Annotated in this window: 21 protein-coding genes; 13 read left to right on the top strand and 8 right to left on the bottom strand. The window is 69.3% G+C overall.

The features are described from left to right. The first annotated feature begins 95 nt into the window (after positions 1 to 95). From ACFUTX_RS04605 to ACFUTX_RS04575, 7 genes are all read left to right on the top strand, one after another. Positions 96 to 428 carry an ATP-dependent DNA ligase gene (locus ACFUTX_RS04605; RefSeq protein ID WP_378860998.1) on the top strand — a complete coding sequence of 111 codons (333 nt, stop codon included), beginning with the start codon at positions 96 to 98 and terminating at the stop codon, positions 426 to 428. After that, positions 415 to 660: a hypothetical protein gene (locus ACFUTX_RS04600; RefSeq protein ID WP_378860997.1), complete on the top strand. Its 246-nt coding sequence runs from the start codon at positions 415 to 417 to the stop codon at positions 658 to 660. The genes ACFUTX_RS04605 and ACFUTX_RS04600 overlap by 14 nt, the downstream gene beginning before the upstream one ends. A gap of 97 nt (positions 661 to 757) precedes the next feature. Next, complete coding sequence (locus tag ACFUTX_RS04595; protein ID WP_378860996.1) at positions 758 to 2143, top strand: extracellular solute-binding protein; 1386 nt, start codon at positions 758 to 760, stop codon at positions 2141 to 2143. A 1-nt stretch (position 2144) separates the two neighbouring features. Further along, positions 2145 to 3122: a carbohydrate ABC transporter permease gene (locus ACFUTX_RS04590; protein ID WP_378860995.1), complete on the top strand. Its 978-nt coding sequence runs from the start codon at positions 2145 to 2147 to the stop codon at positions 3120 to 3122. Next, a complete protein-coding gene (locus ACFUTX_RS04585) occupies positions 3119 to 4087 on the top strand; it encodes a carbohydrate ABC transporter permease (protein ID WP_378860994.1) in 969 nt (322 codons plus the stop codon). Before ACFUTX_RS04590 ends, ACFUTX_RS04585 begins: the two co-directional genes overlap by 4 nt. Positions 4088 to 4327: 240 nt before the next feature. After that, complete coding sequence (locus tag ACFUTX_RS04580; protein WP_378860993.1) at positions 4328 to 4648, top strand: ATP-dependent DNA ligase; 321 nt, start codon at positions 4328 to 4330, stop codon at positions 4646 to 4648. Positions 4649 to 4811: 163 nt separating this feature from the next. Then, complete coding sequence (locus tag ACFUTX_RS04575) at positions 4812 to 5669, top strand: helix-turn-helix domain-containing protein (RefSeq protein ID WP_378860992.1); 858 nt, start codon at positions 4812 to 4814, stop codon at positions 5667 to 5669. Positions 5670 to 5708: 39 nt separating this feature from the next. Here ACFUTX_RS04575 and ACFUTX_RS04570 read toward each other — a convergent pair whose 3' ends face one another. Further along, positions 5709 to 6143 (bottom strand): VOC family protein, encoded by a 435-nt coding sequence (locus ACFUTX_RS04570; protein ID WP_378860991.1) that lies wholly within the window; start codon positions 6141 to 6143, stop codon positions 5709 to 5711. 356 nt (positions 6144 to 6499) lie between these two features. Between ACFUTX_RS04570 and ACFUTX_RS04565 the strand changes: the two genes are divergently transcribed. Then, on the top strand, positions 6500 to 7246 hold the full coding sequence (locus tag ACFUTX_RS04565) for an EI24 domain-containing protein (RefSeq protein ID WP_378860990.1): 747 nt from the start codon (positions 6500 to 6502) through the stop codon (positions 7244 to 7246). A 9-nt stretch (positions 7247 to 7255) separates the two neighbouring features. On the opposite strand, the gene ACFUTX_RS04560 is transcribed toward ACFUTX_RS04565, so the two are convergent. Next, the gene (locus ACFUTX_RS04560) at positions 7256 to 8224 is read right to left on the bottom strand and encodes a squalene cyclase (protein ID WP_378860989.1); all 969 of its coding nucleotides are present in this window, start codon (positions 8222 to 8224) and stop codon (positions 7256 to 7258) included. A 109-nt stretch (positions 8225 to 8333) separates the two neighbouring features. On the opposite strand from ACFUTX_RS04560, the gene ACFUTX_RS04555 reads away from it, so the two are divergent. Both ACFUTX_RS04555 and ACFUTX_RS04550 read left to right on the top strand, forming a co-directional pair. Then, the gene (locus tag ACFUTX_RS04555) at positions 8334 to 8555 is read left to right on the top strand and encodes a hypothetical protein (RefSeq protein ID WP_378860988.1); all 222 of its coding nucleotides are present in this window, start codon (positions 8334 to 8336) and stop codon (positions 8553 to 8555) included. Between the two features lie 52 nt (positions 8556 to 8607). Beyond that, entirely contained in the window at positions 8608 to 8808 is a 201-nt protein-coding gene (locus ACFUTX_RS04550) for a DUF2188 domain-containing protein (protein ID WP_378860987.1), read from the top strand. A gap of 44 nt (positions 8809 to 8852) precedes the next feature. Here the strand turns inward: ACFUTX_RS04550 and ACFUTX_RS04545 are convergent, their stop codons facing one another. From ACFUTX_RS04545 to ACFUTX_RS04530, 4 genes are all read right to left on the bottom strand, one after another. Beyond that, complete coding sequence (locus tag ACFUTX_RS04545) at positions 8853 to 9425, bottom strand: alpha/beta fold hydrolase (RefSeq protein WP_378860986.1); 573 nt, start codon at positions 9423 to 9425, stop codon at positions 8853 to 8855. A gap of 257 nt (positions 9426 to 9682) precedes the next feature. After that, positions 9683 to 10021, bottom strand: coding sequence for a ribonuclease E inhibitor RraB (locus tag ACFUTX_RS04540; protein ID WP_378860985.1), 339 nt, complete (start codon positions 10019 to 10021; stop codon positions 9683 to 9685). Positions 10022 to 10070: 49 nt separating this feature from the next. Beyond that, positions 10071 to 11144, bottom strand: coding sequence for a redox-regulated ATPase YchF (ychF, locus tag ACFUTX_RS04535; RefSeq protein ID WP_378860984.1), 1074 nt, complete (start codon positions 11142 to 11144; stop codon positions 10071 to 10073). An 11-nt stretch (positions 11145 to 11155) separates the two neighbouring features. After that, on the bottom strand, positions 11156 to 11374 hold the full coding sequence (locus ACFUTX_RS04530; RefSeq protein ID WP_378860983.1) for a hypothetical protein: 219 nt from the start codon (positions 11372 to 11374) through the stop codon (positions 11156 to 11158). A gap of 186 nt (positions 11375 to 11560) precedes the next feature. Between ACFUTX_RS04530 and ACFUTX_RS04525 the strand changes: the two genes are divergently transcribed. Then, positions 11561 to 12163 carry an exonuclease domain-containing protein gene (locus ACFUTX_RS04525; protein WP_378860982.1) on the top strand — a complete coding sequence of 201 codons (603 nt, stop codon included), beginning with the start codon at positions 11561 to 11563 and terminating at the stop codon, positions 12161 to 12163. A gap of 71 nt (positions 12164 to 12234) precedes the next feature. Then, positions 12235 to 13575 (top strand): DNA recombination protein RmuC, encoded by a 1341-nt coding sequence (locus ACFUTX_RS04520; protein ID WP_378860981.1) that lies wholly within the window; start codon positions 12235 to 12237, stop codon positions 13573 to 13575. Positions 13576 to 13578: 3 nt separating this feature from the next. On the opposite strand, the gene ACFUTX_RS04515 is transcribed toward ACFUTX_RS04520, so the two are convergent. Then, a complete protein-coding gene (locus ACFUTX_RS04515) occupies positions 13579 to 13788 on the bottom strand; it encodes a UDP-N-acetylmuramyl pentapeptide phosphotransferase (RefSeq protein ID WP_378860980.1) in 210 nt (69 codons plus the stop codon). Positions 13789 to 13920: 132 nt separating this feature from the next. Then, a complete protein-coding gene (glpX, locus tag ACFUTX_RS04510) occupies positions 13921 to 14910 on the bottom strand; it encodes a class II fructose-bisphosphatase (RefSeq protein ID WP_378860979.1) in 990 nt (329 codons plus the stop codon). A 181-nt stretch (positions 14911 to 15091) separates the two neighbouring features. On the opposite strand from glpX, the gene fbaA reads away from it, so the two are divergent. Further along, positions 15092 to 16123, top strand: coding sequence for a class II fructose-bisphosphate aldolase (gene fbaA / locus ACFUTX_RS04505; RefSeq protein ID WP_378860978.1), 1032 nt, complete (start codon positions 15092 to 15094; stop codon positions 16121 to 16123). Positions 16124 to 16196: the final 73 nt, after the last annotated feature.

Here is a 16196-nt window from a genome sequence, read left to right as displayed (position 1 = left end):
GTCAGGCGCATTCCCTCGGGCGATCCGTTAGGCGATCATGGAGGCGGTGCCCTCAGGCGGGCGTTTCGCCGGCCCGGTCACTCAAGGAGTCCCGTATGGGCAAGTTCATCTATGACGGCACGGTGAAGGTCGATTTCGACGATCGGACCCTCGCGCACCTGCAGCTGGTGATCGGCTCGAAGCTCCGCCGAGGCGAGCCGTTCCACTTCACGTGGAAGGACGACACGAGCATCGGTGACGGCCGCACCACCGTCTGGGTGCATCCCCGATGCACCCTGGTCTACAAGTACTACGGCAGCCGCAGACCGCGGCTGAACGCCGCGTGGGTCGACGCCCTGGCCTTCACGGCGAACTCGCCGTCGGGCCTGTACCTCGTGCCCGAACCGCCCGAGACCGCCGGCGCAGGAGGCGACCATGAAGCGCATTGACATCGTGTACGGCGGCGAGCACTACAGCGTCGGCGGGCGCGACCCGGCGGAGCTCCGCAGCGAGATCGCGCACGGCCTCGCGTCCGGGGTGCACTGGCTCGAGGTGAACGACGGGGAGGGCGCGACACGGACCGCCTACCTGGCGCTCACGCCCGGCACGCCGATCTCGGTGATCCCCGTTCCAGAAGCGGAGGATGCGGCACATCGCGCCAACGTGGACGGCGCTGCCTAAACCTCCGGTCGTTCGTCCGTCAACCCCCTCGGCGAACCGACGAGGCGTCTCTTACGTTTCCTCCACCGCCCACTTCTCGGTGCGGTAGGAGGAGATCATGCGTACTCGCAGACACCGGCCCGTTGCTCTCACGGCCCTCACCGCCATCGCCCTCGGCACCGCAGGCTGCGCCGTCGGGACGGGCGGTGCCGACGACGGCGGCGCCGAATACGACTCCGGCGCCGAGCTCACCGGCACGCTCTCGGTCATGGGGTTCTCCGGCGTCGATGAAGTGGCCACGAGCCGCCTCGACTACGCCAAGGAGCAGCTCGGCGACGTGGAGGTGAAGCTCGCGGAGGGCGAATTGGACCTTCAGCAGTTCCTGTCGGCCGTGGCGACCGGGTCGCCGCCCGACGTCGTCTACGCCAACCGGGATCAGATCGGCTCCCTCGCTGCGCGCGGCGCCGTCGTTCCTCTCGAGAACTGCATCGAGGGCGAATCGATCCCGACCGGAGACTACGTGCCCTCGGCACTCGCGCAGGTGACCCTCGACGGAACCGTGTACGGCATCCCCGAGTTCAACAGCGTGCAGCTCACCATGGCCAACGCGGAGCTGCTCGACGCGGCCGGCCTCACCGTCGAGGACGTCAACGGCTCCGACTGGGACGCGATGAGCGCCGCCAACGAGGCCCTCGTGAAGCAGAGCGGCGGCGGGCTCGAGGTCATCGGCGTCGACAGCAAACTGCCGGAGTTCCTGCCGCTGTGGGCCAAGGCGAACGGCGTCGACCTCATCTCGGAGGACGGCAGGACCGCCCAGCTGGACGACCCCGGCGTCGTCGAAGCGCTCGAATGGGCTGTCTCGATCTACGACGCGCAGGGCGGCTTCAGCGCCGTGAAGGCCTACCGCGACTCCGCCGACTTCTTCGGCGAGGGCAACCAGTTCGCCACCGGCGTGCTCGGGGCGATGCCCATGGAGCAGTGGTACGTCAACGTGCTCAACGACGTCTCCCCCGACGCCCCGCTCGTGTTCGACACCGTCCGAGACAGCTCGGGCGAGACCCTGGCGTACGCGGCAGGTTCCGCATGGGCGATCCCCTCGGGGGCCGAGAACCCCGAGGCTGCCTGCCGCTTCGCCCGGGCCATGACGTCGGTGGACGCCTGGGAGGCCGCCGCGAACGCGCGTCTCGAAGCCCGTGAGGCGGAGGGCAAGCCGTTCACCGGCATCCTCACCGGCAACGCCGAGGCCGACGCGATGATCCGCGACATGACGACCTCCGGTGGAGAGCCGTGGGATACCGCCGTGGCGAAGATGTACGAGGCCAACGACGCCACGTTCTCGCTCCCGGCTAATCCGGCGGACGCGGAGTTCCGCACGGCGATGTTCGACGCCGTGAACGCGGTGCTGAACGGCCAGGCGACGCCGGAGGAGGCCCTCGGCACAGCCCAGGAGAAAGCGCAGAAGGCGCTCGACGAGGCGTGGGCTGATCTCGAGGAAGGCGACTGAGATGGCCGCCGCTGCGACCGCGGCCGGGGCCGGCGAGGTGGCTACCGCTGCTCCACCGGACCGCGCGCGGTCGCGGCGGCGGGCGCGCCGACGCTACGTCGGATCGGCGCTCCTCTTCCTCAGTCCGTGGCTGATCGGCTTCGTCGTCTTCACGGCGTGGCCGCTCATCTACAGCGCCTATCTGTCGCTCACGAACTACGACGTCATCAACGACGCGGAGTTCGTCGGCCTGGCGAACTACACCGAGCTGTTCCAGGACCCGAAGATCGCGCTCGCCTTGGGCAACACCCTGTTCTACACCGCCGTCCAGGTGCCGCTGTACGTGATCGTCTCGCTCCTCTTGGCGCTCCTGCTGAACCGCGCGGGACGCAGTTCCGGTTTCTTCCGGACGGTATTCTTCCTGCCGAAGATGACGCCGCCGGTCGCGGTCGGGATCCTGTTCCTTCTGCTCTTCAACGGGCAGAACGGCCTCTTCAACACCGTCCTCGGATGGTTCGGCATCGACGGTCCGTCCTGGACCACCGACCCGGCGTGGGTCAAGCCCGGACTCATCATCATGAGCCTCTGGACGATCGGCGCCTCGGTGATCATCCTCCTCGCCGCCCTCCAGAGCGTCCCCGACGAGCTGTACGAGTCGGCGCGGCTCGACGGCGCCGGCTTCTGGCGGCAGTCGTTCTCCGTGACGCTGCCGATCATCAGCCCAGCGGTCTTCTTCATCGTCGTGGTCAACACGATCGCCGGGCTGCAGACGTTCGACGAGGCCTACACCGCGTTCTTCGGCGCCGGCAACACGACCTACAGCAACGACGCGGCGCTGTTCTACGTGATCTACCTGTTCCAGCAGGCGTTCGAGTTCCTCAACATGGGTTACGCCTCGGCGATGGCGTGGGTGCTCTTCGCGCTCATCATGGTCGTCACCGTCATCCAGCTGATCGTGTCGCGCCGCGTCGTCTACTACGAGAGCGAGGACCCGCGATGAGCCGCGTTCTCCCCCACGGCAGCCCCGACCGCGAGTACGAGGCCGAGCACCCGAGCGGCCCGATTCCCGTCGCCCCCGCGGGCGGCGCCGAGCCGCCGCGCAACGTCTCCCGCGCGGCCTCCCGGGCGGCCCGGCGGGGCAAGAAGGTCAGGCACGTCCTGGCCATCGTGGCGCTGTCGGTCCTCGCCGTCATCTTCGCCTACCCGTTCGTCTGGCTGATCAGCGCGTCGTTCAAGCCCCGCGGCGAGGTCTTCGACAACAAGCTCATCCCCGACACCTTCACGTGGGACAACTACGTCCAGGTGTGGCAGGAGGCGCCCCTCGGTCTGTGGCTGTTCAACACGCTGGTCGTCACCGTGCTGGCTGCGGTCACGGTGACGATCTCGAGCGCGATGGTCGCGTGGGGTTTCTCCTACTTCCGCTTCCGGGGCAGGGGCGCGCTGTTCGGTCTCGTCCTGGCCACGATGATGCTGCCGGGCGCTGTCACGATGATCCCGACGTTCCTCATCTGGAACTCGCTGGGCTTCGTCGGCACCCTCGTGCCCCTCTGGGGACAAAACCTCTTCGCGAGCGCGTTCTACATCTTCCTGCTGCGCCAGTTCATGCTCGGGCTGCCACGGGATCTCTTCGACGCCGCGCGCGTCGACGGCGCGTCCCAGTGGGCGGTCTTCTGGCGCATCGGGGTGCCGCTGACGCGGCCGGCGCTGGCTGTCGTGCTGGTGTTCGAGGTGCAGGCGGTGTGGACCGACCTCATGCGGGCTCTGATCTACCTGCGCGACTCGACGACCTTCACCGTTCCGCGGGGACTGAAGTCCCTCGTCGACGCCTTCGGGTTCGGCGGCGAGTGGCACTGGGAGATCATCGTCACCGCGAGCGTCATCGCCACCATCCCGATGATCATCGTGTTCTTCCTGGCGCAGAAGCAGATCATCCACGGGATCGGGGCGGGTGGGCTGAAGGGCTGAGGACTAAGGGCTCTCCGGAAGTCAACCCTCTAGCTCGCAATCGCGCGTTTTTCGAGGCTGTCGGGGTACACCTGTTCCACCACCGCGGAGCCGTCATGCCGTCCGTCCCCTCGCCGCCCCTCAGCGTCGCTCGCCGTTCGCCCACCCTGCCGCTTTTCGCGGGGTGTCCCGCGCTGACGCTCGGCGGACAGCGCTTCGTCGGCGACGGTCCTCGTGAGCGACGCTGTGTGCGGAGGGCAAATGGGACGGTTCATCTACGGCGAGGGAGTTCGAGTCGAACTCGACGATCGCATCCTGGCGCACATCCAGGTGGTCACCGGCACGAAGCTCCGGCGGAACGAACCGTTCTTCTTCACGTGGCGCGACGACCTGTCGACCGGCGGCGGCAGGACCACCGTCTGGATCCACGCGAACGCCACGCTCATCTTCAAATTCCACGGTGGCCGGACGCCGAAGCTGAACCGCGCATGGCTCGACGACCTGATGTTCGCTGCCAACTCCCCGACCGGCCTGCAGATCGTCCCGGAGCCGCCGGACATCTCGGCCTCCGGGGAAGAGTGAGTCCGCGCGATCTCCGCGGACGCCGCCGCCCGACCTCGGTCGCCACGACCGGGCAGGGGCGCCGGCGATGACCGACGGAAACAACGGCATTCGGTGGCACTCGGCCCGCACCTCTCATCTGGGCGAAGCCCAACGGTCCATGTCCCTTCTCTATGGGACGGAGATGGACCTCTCGGTCGCGCCCGATCAGCGGTTCGCCTACGTCATGACGGCGGCCGCCGACGCGACGGTGTCCGTGGCCTCCCTCCGGTTCGACGGACGCTGCCGGTCCGGCACCGAATCGTTCGGTGCCGTGATGCTCGCCCACGCCGTGCGAGGCACCCACCGGTGGCGCGTCGGCGAGGAGCGGGGCAACGGCTCGGTCCCCTTCATGGTGCCGCCCGGGGTGGAGATGCGCGTAGAGTTCCCCGGCGCGCAGCTGCGCACCGTCGGCCTGGACGTGGACTACGTGCGCCGGGTGGTGGAGTCGCTGAGCGGTGACGCCGACCCGGAGTGGCGGATCGACGGTGTGAACACGCATCGCCGCCACCCGGCCCTCGCGGCGGAGGCCATCGCGAGTCTCGAGGCGATGATGCTCTCCGAGAGTGCACTGCGGGGAGCCGAGCTGGTACGCGCCCAGCTGCTGCGCCACGCCGTCGTGTCGATCCTCAGCTCGTACCCCCTGGTCGATCTGGATCGCCGTCCCGACCGAGGCATCCAGTCCCGGCGCGTGCGTCTGGCGGTGTCGTACATGGAGGCCCACGCTCACGAGCCGATCACGGTCGGCGATGTGGCCGTCGCGGCGGCGACGACCACGCGGTCGCTGCAGAGCGCCTTCCGGCGCGCCTACGACATGACGCCGATGCAGTACCTGCGCCGTCTGCGACTGCGGCTGGCCCGGGAGGAGCTGCTGGCCTCGTCGGATCCGCGGCTGTCGGTACGGGATGTCGCCCACCGATGGGGGTTCACGCACCCGGGCCGCTTCGCTCAGCAGTACGCGGCGGCCTTCGGCGAGCATCCGTCGACGACGCTGCGTCGCTGAGACGTCCCGTGATGCCCTCGCAGCGCCCCGCGGCAGGCGTCACTGGAGGCAGAACTCGTTGCCCTCCGGGTCGCGGAGCTGGTAGTAGCGCTCCTCCCAGGGACCCCACGACTGCTCGACCAGGCGGACGACCGAGGCGCCGAGAGCCACGAGGCGGTCCTTCTCGGCGTCGAGGGCGGCGTGGTCGGACGGCGGGTCATCCGGACCGCGGGCCACATTGACGTCGAGGTGAATGCGATTGCGACCACGTTTGGGTCCGTCGGCGTGGTGGAAGAACAGCCGGGGACCGACGCCCAGAGGGTCTGCCGCGAGGGCCCGCTTGGCCAGATCGTCGCGGGTGAGGCCCGCCGCGAGGAGCTCGCGCTCATCCGCGGGATCCCACTCGGCGGCCGGATAGCCGAACACCTCCGACCAGAAACGGGCCAGCGCCGGCGGGTCGTCCGCGTAGAAGGTGATGTTGCCGAGATTCGCCATGGGCCGCCTTTCTTCACCTGGAGCCTAGGACCGGCACGGCGACAGCAGTACGGCTTGACATCGGGTGCGGCACGCGGGTCGTTTGTCAACCGGATCGGCTCGCCGAGAGTCGGCGCGTACGTTGAACGGCATGAGCGACGAGAAGGAATCGAACCCCGGCGACACGTCCACCTCACCGCAGCGAACCCCTAAGCCGGGCGGGCTCGGCGAGGACGGGACCATCCCCGACGCGCCGGAAGGGTGGCCGCCGGTCACACCGGCGATCAGTCGACGTTCGAACCCGAAGAGGACGAGCAGGCGTGAGCCGCACGCCGACGCCGCGGAGCGGCGATCGCCGACCCGCTTAGGCTGGGGCGGTGCGCGAGTTCGCCCGGGGAGCGGGTTTGCTGGGACGCGGTTTCGCGTACTGGCGGCGGCGCCCGGGCCTGATGGCACTGGGCCTCGTGCCCGCGGCGATCGTGGGGGCGGCGTTTCTGGCCGGCCTGATCACGCTGGGCGTCTTCCTGCCCGCGATCACCGAAGCGATGACGCCCTTCGCCGACCGGTGGCCGAGCGTCTGGGCCACGGTCGTGCGGGTCACCGTCGGCACCGCGCTCTTCGGTGCGTCGCTCGTGCTCGTCGCGGTCACCTTCACGGCACTGACCCTCGTCGTCGGCGAACCGTTCTACGACCGCATCTGGCGCGCTGTCGAGCGGGACGCGCAGTCCACGGGCATCGACGCCGAAAGCGGTCTGTGGCGGTCGATCGTGGACGGAATCTGGCTGATCGTGCGGGGACTGGGCGTCGCCGCGCTGTCGGCCGGGGTGGCGCTGATCCCCGTGGTGGGCGGCGTTGTGAGCACCGTTCTCGCCGTCGCTCTGACAGGCTCGCTGCTCGCCGATGAGCTGACGTCGCGGGCCCTCGCCGGAAGGGGGCTGGATGCCGCGGCCCGGCGGCGACTGTTCCGGCGGCGCCGAGGGCGGACCCTCGGCTTCGGCGTGGCGACGCAGCTGTGCTTCATGGTGCCGCTGGGCGCGGTCGTGACGATGCCCGCTGCGGTGACAGGTGCCACTCTTCTGGCGCACTCGCTCCTCGAAGCGGATCGCGCAGGGGCCCGGAGCTGAGTCGCGGACTCAGGCCTCACCGTCCCACCACCTGAGGACCCGAACGCCCATCAGGGTGAGCCACTTCGACGGCTCGCCCTCGCCCGCATCGACGTCGAACCACGTACGGCCGGCGAGCGGAGTGCTCTGCAACCACGTACCGTCAGGGCGACGCGCCTGCCGAACCACCTCGATCGCGTCGGCCAGCCGCGCATCGGGCGGTGTGCCGTCGTGCAGCGACGCCGCGCGGAAGTAGTCGAGCGCGAACAGGGCGCTGTAGCGGTGCCGGTTCGGGTAGACGAACCGGTCGACGAATGCTCCGACCCGCTCCCCGGTCGAGGCACGGTACAGCAGACGGCGTTCGAGCAGGTACTCCTCGCCTCGGTGTCGGGAAGCCCGCAGAGTGTCATCGCCGGTGATCTGCTCGTACTGCAGCATCCCCCGCAGCGCGTTGAGCGTCGAGTGGAACGACGACCGGGTCGAGTTGCCCTCTTCCGCTTCGCAGTTCCACCCGCCGTCCGCCAGTTGATGCGCGGGGAACCACGCCGCGAGCGCGGACACGTCCGCTCCGAGCCAGGCGCCCGTGGCCAGGGTGTAGGAGTTGATGCACACATCGATCTCGCCGCCCCAGTACGGCAGATCGTCGTAGTCCCAGCGGCTGTGGGCATCGAGCCTCGCGGCGGTGTCGGCGAGAGCCGAGGCATCCATCCCCCATTCGCGGAGGTCGCGCAGGACCCAGGTCGTGGCGATCCACGGCTGGCCGGGCTGGTTCGGCTCGTCGCTGTCGAAGAAGCCGGCGGGAAAGAACGATCCCCCGGCCCACTGCCCGTCGGCGTCCTGCTGCGCGAGCAGCGCCGCGCCGAAGCCCTCGGTCGCGACCCGCGCGCGCGTCGCCTGCCACTGCTCGGCGGGCGTGCCCACGATGTCTCGCTCGACCTGCCAGCGCAGTGCCGGGTCGGAGTCGAGCAGCCAGTCGGTGAGCGCGGTGTCGTTCGGCATTCCCGCACCCTAGCGGCAGCCGACGACACGCACCGCCGCATCCGGTCGGATGGAACGGGCGCTCGTCAAGGGGGTGCGCGATGCCGCGCCCCCGGATCAGAGTGTGGTCATGACCTTCGACGACAGCCACCTGCACGTGGCGCTCGATCCCGACCGCGCTGAGACCATCGAACGAGTCGTCGCCGACGTCGAGGACGACATCCGGCACGGCCGCGTGTCCGACGACGTCAGCCGCATCCTCGAGGAGCGGCTGGCCGCTGCGGGAGTCGCGCTCCAGCCCGACGCCGTCGAGGCGCTGGCCGAGGCGCTCGAGAACGACGTGTCGCAATAGCCTCCGGCGCCGTCCGGCGCTGCGAGCCGACCCCGACAGAAGAGGTCAGAAGATGAGCGATGCCGTCGTCACCCGCTCCAACCGCGGACAGTGGGAGGTCGTCGTGGACGGACGCCCCGAGCTGTCCGCCAGCTTCTCCAGCCGCGAGGAGGCCATCGATCGGGGACGCACCATCGCGGACGAGCTCGGCCGGACGCACCAGGTCCAGGATGCCGAGCCGACCGGCACGATCACCGACCCGCAGGAGCCCTGAGTCCCCGACGCCGCCAGCCAAGCGCTCCGCCGGACCGATACGCGTCAGTCCCAGTCGAGGTACTCCTCGATGGTCACGGCGGTCTCCATGAGGTGCGTCAAGGGGAAGAGATGGCCCGCTCCGGAGAGCGTCTTCACGCTGGCGCGCTCCGGCGCCGTCGACTGGAGGAGGTCGCCATGGGCGGGCGGGGTGACCTCGTCGGCGGATCCCTGCACGATGAGGACGGGGAGGACGGGCGCGAGCGGGATGTCGCGATCTTCGACTCCGAGCAGGAGAAGTCCGTTGGCGCGATCCTGGTGTGCCCCGACCGCGGCCCGCGCGACCGTGCCGCCGAACCCGTGGCCGCCGATCCAGGTGTGGTCGAAGCCGAGGTGGTCGATCACGGCGACGACATCCTCGGCGTGCTCGGCGACGGCCAGCTGACCGTTCGATCCTGCCCGGTAGCCGACCCTCAGCACGTGGAAGCCGGCCTCCTCCGCGAGGTAGTGGGCGACGACGGCGAGCGCGTCGCGGCCTTCGCCCGGCTCGGGGATCAGTACGAGCTTGACGGGACCGTCGCCCTCCTCGACGTAAGGAATGGCGCGGCCTTCGGGCTCGAAGATCTGGTCGTCGGTCATGACGGAGGGGTCCTCTCGGATGCTCGGGCGGGTGTCGGCGGCGCCGGGGTCAGACGTTGAAGCGGAACTCGACGATGTTGCGTAATCCGCAACCATCTCAGGTGCAGCTCGCGCACGATCTTGGCAACAGCATCCGCTTCGTATAGGTCCATCGGCGCTCGGGAAATCTGGTCTCCGGAAACCGGCCGGGCGCCGGTCGTCGTCGGGGTGCTTCCACGCCCCACGCCTGACGATTCCTTCACCACGGCGCACCTCACCTACAAGCGCACAACGGGTGCGCCGAACCCGTCGTACGTACCCCGACAGACCCGGGCGATGGTGAGCATGAATTCCAGGGAGTGGCGCACCGAATCATCCGTCAGATCCTCCGTGCAGCTCGCCTCTACGATCCAACGCGGACGATCGTGGGTCCGCAGAACGCGAACCGCACGGGTGGGCGCGATCAGTTTGGCCGCGCGGATCGCATGCCAACGCCGGTTGAAGAAGAGCGTGTGATCGACCTGCCGCTCGACCCCTAAGTCGTCCCCTCGCTCCAGCCTCACCGTGCGTTGCTCGAGCCAGCGAGTCCACTCACGCTCTAGCCGGTCGTCGGTCATGACGGAGGGGTCCTCTCGGATGCTCGGGCGGGTGTCGGCGGCGCCGGGGTCAGACGTTGAAGCGGAACTCGACGACGTCGCCGTCCTGCATGACGTAGTCCTTGCCCTCGAGGCGGGCCTTGCCCTTCGCGCGGGCCTCGACGACGGAGCCGGCCGCGACGAGGTCGTCGAACGAGATGACCTCCGCCTTGATGAAGCCCTTCTCGAAATCGGTGTGGATCACACCGGCCGCCTGCGGGGCTTTCCATCCCTTGCCGATCGTCCACGCGCGAGCCTCCTTCGGACCGGCGGTGAGGTAGGTCTGCAGGCCCAGAGTGTCGAAGCCGATGCGGGCCAGCTGGTCGAGCCCGGACTCCTCCTGGCCCGTCGACGCGAGCAGCTCCGCGGCGTCGGCAGGGTCGAGATCGATCAGCTCCGATTCGATCTTCGCGTCGAGGAAGACGGCTTTGGCGGGCGCGACGAGGGCTTCGAGCTCAGCCTTGCGGGAGGCATCCGTCAGCACCGCCTCGTCGACGTTGAAGACGAAGATGAACGGCTTCGCGGTCAAGAGCCCGAGCTCCTTGATCGGGGCGAGGTCGATCCCCGACGCCGAGAGCAGCTCGCCGCGCTGCAGGGCGTCGCGAGCCTCGATCGCCGTCGCCAGGACGAAGGGGTCGAGCTTCTTGCCCTTCACCTCTTTCTCGTACCGCGTGATCGCCCTCTCGAGCGTCTCGAGGTCGGCCAGCTGGAGCTCGGCGTTGATGGTCTCCATGTCGCTGCGGGGGTTCACCGCGCCGTCGACGTGGACCACGTCGTCGTCGGCGAAGCCTCGCACCACCTGCGCGATGGCGTCGGCCTCGCGGATGTTCGCGAGGAACTTGTTGCCCAGCCCCTCCCCCTCGCTGGCTCCGCGGACGATGCCCGCGATGTCGACGAACGAGACGGCCGCCGGCAGGATGCGCTCGGAGTGGAAGATCTCGGCCAGCTTGTCGAGGCGGGGGTCGGGAAGGTTCACGACCCCGACGTTCGGCTCGATCGTCGCGAAAGGATAGTTCGCGGCGAGAACCTGGTTCTTGGTCAGGGCGTTGAAGAGGGTCGACTTGCCGACATTGGGGAGACCGACGATTCCGATGGTGAGAGCCACGGGGCTCAAGTCTACGGGGCGGGGTCGGCTCTCGACGGACGGGTCGACGCTCCGGTGCCCGAGAGCAGCAGAGTGTCCGCTTCGCGCAGCAGTGACGTGGTGTAGTGGTCGAAGGAGTCCGCGCCACGGTAGTCGGCGTGCTGGTGCCGGAAGAAGGACGTGATGTCGTGATCGTCGTCTTCGTACCGCCCGTCGACGGTGACGAAATTGCAGACCGTGGGCCTTCGCATGCCGTCACGGTTTCCCGGACCGGCGACGCTCGCGGGCGCGACCGCCTCCCGCGGATAGTCCGGGCCCCCGGCTCGTACGCGTCGGCGGCGGCGCCGAACGACCGGCACGGCGCCGGACCGAGAACTCGCACCGGGTGATCGGCGCGCCTCCGCCGCGACGGGCGCCGTCCGGGCGAGTCTGGCCTCGTGCCCCTGGACTTCACCGCCATCGACTTCGAAACGGCGAACTCCAGCAACGCCTCGGCCTGCGCCGTCGGTCTCGTCCGCGTTCGCGGCGGAGTGGTCGTCGACCAGACGGGATGGCTGATCCGGCCGCCGTCGGGTCACGATCGCTTCTTCGACCTCAACGTCCGCATCCACGGCATCCGCGAGGAGGACGTGGCGGCCGCGCCGTCGTGGACGGCGCAGCTGGGACCGCTGTCGGAGTTCATCGGGAGCGACGTCCTCGTCGCACACAACGCCGGGTTCGACATGGCCGTCATCAAGCGCGCGTGCGAGGCGACCGGCGACGAGTGCCCGCCGTACCGCTACGCGTGCAGCCTCCAGGTCGCCCGCAAGGTGTACCAGCTCGAGTCGTACCGCCTGCCGTTCGTCGCCGCCGAGGCGGGATTCGCCGACTTCCCCCATCACAACGCCACCGCGGACGCTCTCGCCTGCGCCCACGTGATGATCGACGCCGCACGCCGCCTCGCCGCCGACGACATCGGGTCGCTCGCGGAGTACGCGGGAGTCAAGGTCTCGCAGATCGCCGTGGCCGAAGCCCCCGCGGTGAGCTTCGCCGTCGCCTGATCACGACGCGGGGTACGGATGCCTCGGCACGGCGGGTCCGCGATGTCGGAGCCCTCGCCCATCCTGGACGCATGGACGCTCTCGTGATCTCGATGATCGCCGCCGTGACGATGATCCTCGGCGCGCTCGCCGGTTGGGCCGCGGGATCGGCGCGCGGCGCGGCACGGGCGGCCGGCGAGCAGGCCGACCTCCGGGCGCGGCTGGCCGGCGCCGAGGCCGCCAGGCAGGGCGTGCAGGCGCAGCTGGACCACCAGCAGGTGCTCTACCGCGAGCTGGCGGCGCAGGCCCGCCATGACCAGGCCTCGCGCGAAGAGCGGGAACGGCGCGAGCAGTCGGTGCTGCGGGCGCTGGCGCCGGTGCACGAGACCCTCACCGCGATGCACGCGAAGGTCGGCGAGCTCGAGCGCGATCGCCACGCCCAGTACGGCACCCTCGCCGAGCAGCTGCGGCGCGCGCACGAATCCGACGAGGCTCTGCGCGCGACGACGGAGTCGCTCGCCGGCGCCCTCCGCTCCGGCGCCACCCGAGGCGTGTGGGGCGAGACGCAGCTGCGACGGGTCGTCGAAGCCGCGGGCCTCACGCGTTACGTCGACTTCGACCTTCAGCCATCGATCGCGTCGGATGCCGGGGCCGGCCGCCCCGACATGGTCATCAGGCTCCCCGGCGACAAGGCGATCGCTGTCGACGCCAAGGTGCCGCTCGACGCCTACCTCGAGGCGAGCGCGATCCCGGTGACCGCCCAGGGGCCGGAGGCCGCGCGCCGGCGGACGCTTCTCGACAAGCACGTCCGAGCGGTGCGGTCGCACGTCGACACCTTGGCGAAGAAGGCCTACTGGGCGGGGCTCTCATCCAGTCCCGAGTTCGTCGTGTGCTTCGTGCCCAGCGAGTCGCTCCTCGCCGCCGCGCTGGAAGAGGATCCCGCGCTGCTGGACTACGCATTCGGCAAGCGGGTCGCGCTCGCCTCTCCGGTCAACCTCTGGGCGGTTCTGAAGACGGTCGCCTACACCTGGACCCAGCAAGACGTGTCGGCCGAGGCTCGCACCCTGTTCGAACTCGGAAACCAGCTGTACGAGCGTCTCGGGTCACTGGCCGGCCACGCCGACGACCTGCGCCGGGCGATCGAGCGCACGGTCGACAGCTACAACAGGTTCGCCGGGTCGCTGGAGTCACGGGTGCTCGTGAGCGCCCGTCGCTTCCCGGGCATCGACCAGACGAAGCTCGACGCCGTCCGCGAACCGCAGCCGATCGAGACGGCGTCACGACGCCTCACCGCGCCCGAGCTGCTCGATCAGGCGCTGGCGCACACCGACAGCACAGGCGAGCCGGCTTCGGACGATGTGGCGCGAGCAGGCATGGCGACCACAGCCGACCTCGGCGAGCTGCGGGAGCGACTGGCTCCCCGCACCGAGTAGAGGTCAGGAGCCGCCGGGAACGAAGCTCAGCAGACCGATCACGAGGCCCGAGACCCCGACGAAAGCGCCGATCATCCACCACGCACTGATCTCGTGGCCCTCCTCGCGGCGGACGCGAAGCAGGACGTCCGGACGACGAGCCGGGTCGACGGCATCGGCGACAACAGCCTGAGCGCCGGTCTGCGGCGCCGAGCCGCCCAGCTGTCCGGTCATCGAGAACTCCCTCGCATCGAAAATACGTGCGTCGTCATCGACCGAATCGATTCTGCCAGACCGCGGCCACCGCTCACGTCACAGATGGATCACAAGAGTCACAGCGGCCACAAGGGCCTCAGCTGTGACGAATCAGAGCCACTTCGACACCAGATGCTCCGACGAGATCCGGCGGAGGGTTCCGGAGGCGCCGCGAAGCACGACGCTCTCGGTGTACACGTACCCGCCCTCGCGACGAACGCCGGCGACCAGCTGGCCGTCGGTGACGCCCGTCGCGACGAAGAGCGTGTTGTTGCCGGTGACGAGGTCGTCGGCCTCGTAGACATGGCCGTCGACCTTGAGCCCGGCGTCGATGCCCTTCTGCTTCTCTTCGTCGTCGCGCGGCCACAGCCGGCCCTGGATGTGGCCGCCCAGCGCCTTGATCGCGCACGCGGTCACGATGCCCTCCGGGCTGCCGCCGATCCCGACGCACATGTCGGTCCTCGCGTTGTGACGTGCGGCGTTGATGCCGCCCGCGACGTCACCGTCGCTCATGAGGCGGGTCCCCGCTCCCGCCGCGCGGATCTCGTCGATGAGCTCGTCGTGCCGGGGGCGGTGCAGCACCGAGACCACGATTTCGTCCACCGGCTTGCCCAGCGCCTTGGCGAGACGCCGGATGTTCTCTCCGATGGGCAGCCGGATGTCGACGACCCCGACACCTGCGGGGCCCGTGACCAGCTTGTCCATGTAGAAGACGCTCGAGGCGTCGAGCATGGTTCCCTGATCGGAGACCGCGATCACCGACAGCGCGTTGTTGCGGCCGGCCGCCGTCAAGGAGGTGCCGTCGATGGGGTCCACGGCGACGTCGCACTGCGGCCCGCGGCCGTTGCCGACGCGCTCCCCGTTGAACAGCATCGGGGCCTCGTCCTTCTCGCCCTCGCCGATCACGATGCGGCCGTCGAAGTTGACCGTGGTGAAGAACGCCCGCATCGCGTCGACGGCGGCGCCGTCCGCCGCCTCCTTCGCCCCCCGCCCGATGAACGGGACGGCCCGGATGGCGGCCGCCTCGGTCGCCCGTACCAACTCGAGGGCGAGATTTCGGTCGGGGTGCAGCGGGCTCATGTCAGCGGTAAGACTCACCATGACGCCAGCGTACGAGCATCCCCCATTCGGATCGAGGAATTTTCGCCTTCCGAGCGCGAAGGAAACGTCATTCTTTCGCTCAGCGAACGTCCGCGAAGCCCGCCGCCCCTGCCGATCATCTGTCGGCGCACCCGCGCTTCGCTAGAGTCGGAGGGACGCCCGCGAAGACCAAGGAGCACCCATGCCCGTCGCCACCCCCGAGCAGTACGCCGACATGCTGGACCGCGCGAAGGCCGGCGGATTCGCGTACCCGGCCATCAACGTCTCGAGCTCGCAGACGATCAACGCCGTGCTCCAGGGCCTGACCGAAGCCGGATCAGACGGCATCATCCAGGTCACGACCGGCGGCGCCGACTACTTCGCCGGTCAGAGCGTGAAGGCCCGCGCGACCGGCGCGCTGGCGTTCGCGAAGTTCGCGACCGAGGTCGCCAAGAACTACCCCATCACCGTCGCGCTCCACACCGACCACTGCCCGAAGGAAGCGCTCCCGAACTTCGTCCTGCCCCTCATCGAAGCCTCCGAGGAAGAGGTCAAGGCCGGCCGCAACCCCATCTTCCAGTCGCACATGTGGGACGGCTCCGCGGTTCCGCTCGACGAGAACATCGAGATCGCGAAGGATCTCCTCCCCCGCTTGAAGAACATCAACGCGATCCTCGAGGTCGAGATCGGCGTCGTCGGCGGTGAAGAGGACGGCGTCAAGCACGAGGGCTCGAACGACGCCCTGTACACGACGGTCGCCGACGTGACCAAGGCCGTCGAGGCGCTGGGCCTCGGCGAGAACGGCCGATACATCTCGGCCCTCACTTTCGGCAACGTGCACGGCGTGTACAAGCCCGGGAACGTCAAGCTGCGCCCCGAGCTCCTCGGCGAGATCCAGGAGGGCATCGCCGCCCGGTTCGGCACCGGCCCCAAGCCGCTCGACCTCGTCTTCCACGGCGGCAGCGGGTCCACCGACGAAGAGATCGCGCTGGCTGTCGCCAACGGCGTGGTGAAGATGAACATCGACACCGACACGCAGTACGCGTTCACCCGCTCGGTCGCCGGCTTCATGTTCTCCAACTACGACGGCGTCCTGAAGGTCGACGGCGAAGTCGGCAACAAGAAGGCGTACGACCCCCGGGCATGGGGCAAGGTGGCGGAGTCCGCGATGGCCGCCCGTGTCGTGGAGGCCACCCAGCAGCTCGGCTCGCAGGGCAAGAGCCTCGCGGCCTGACCGCTCGTCTACGGATGCCTCGACCCAGCCCGGAGGGGCCGGGTCGGGGCATCCGTCGTCTCAGCCCGCCCCG

Source organism: Microbacterium sp. NPDC057407, assembly GCF_042803895.1.
In the GTDB taxonomy this organism is placed as follows: Bacteria; Actinomycetota; Actinomycetes; order Actinomycetales; family Microbacteriaceae; genus Microbacterium.
Note: the sequence above shows the minus strand (reverse complement) of the source record. Positions and strands in the feature narration are given on the sequence as shown.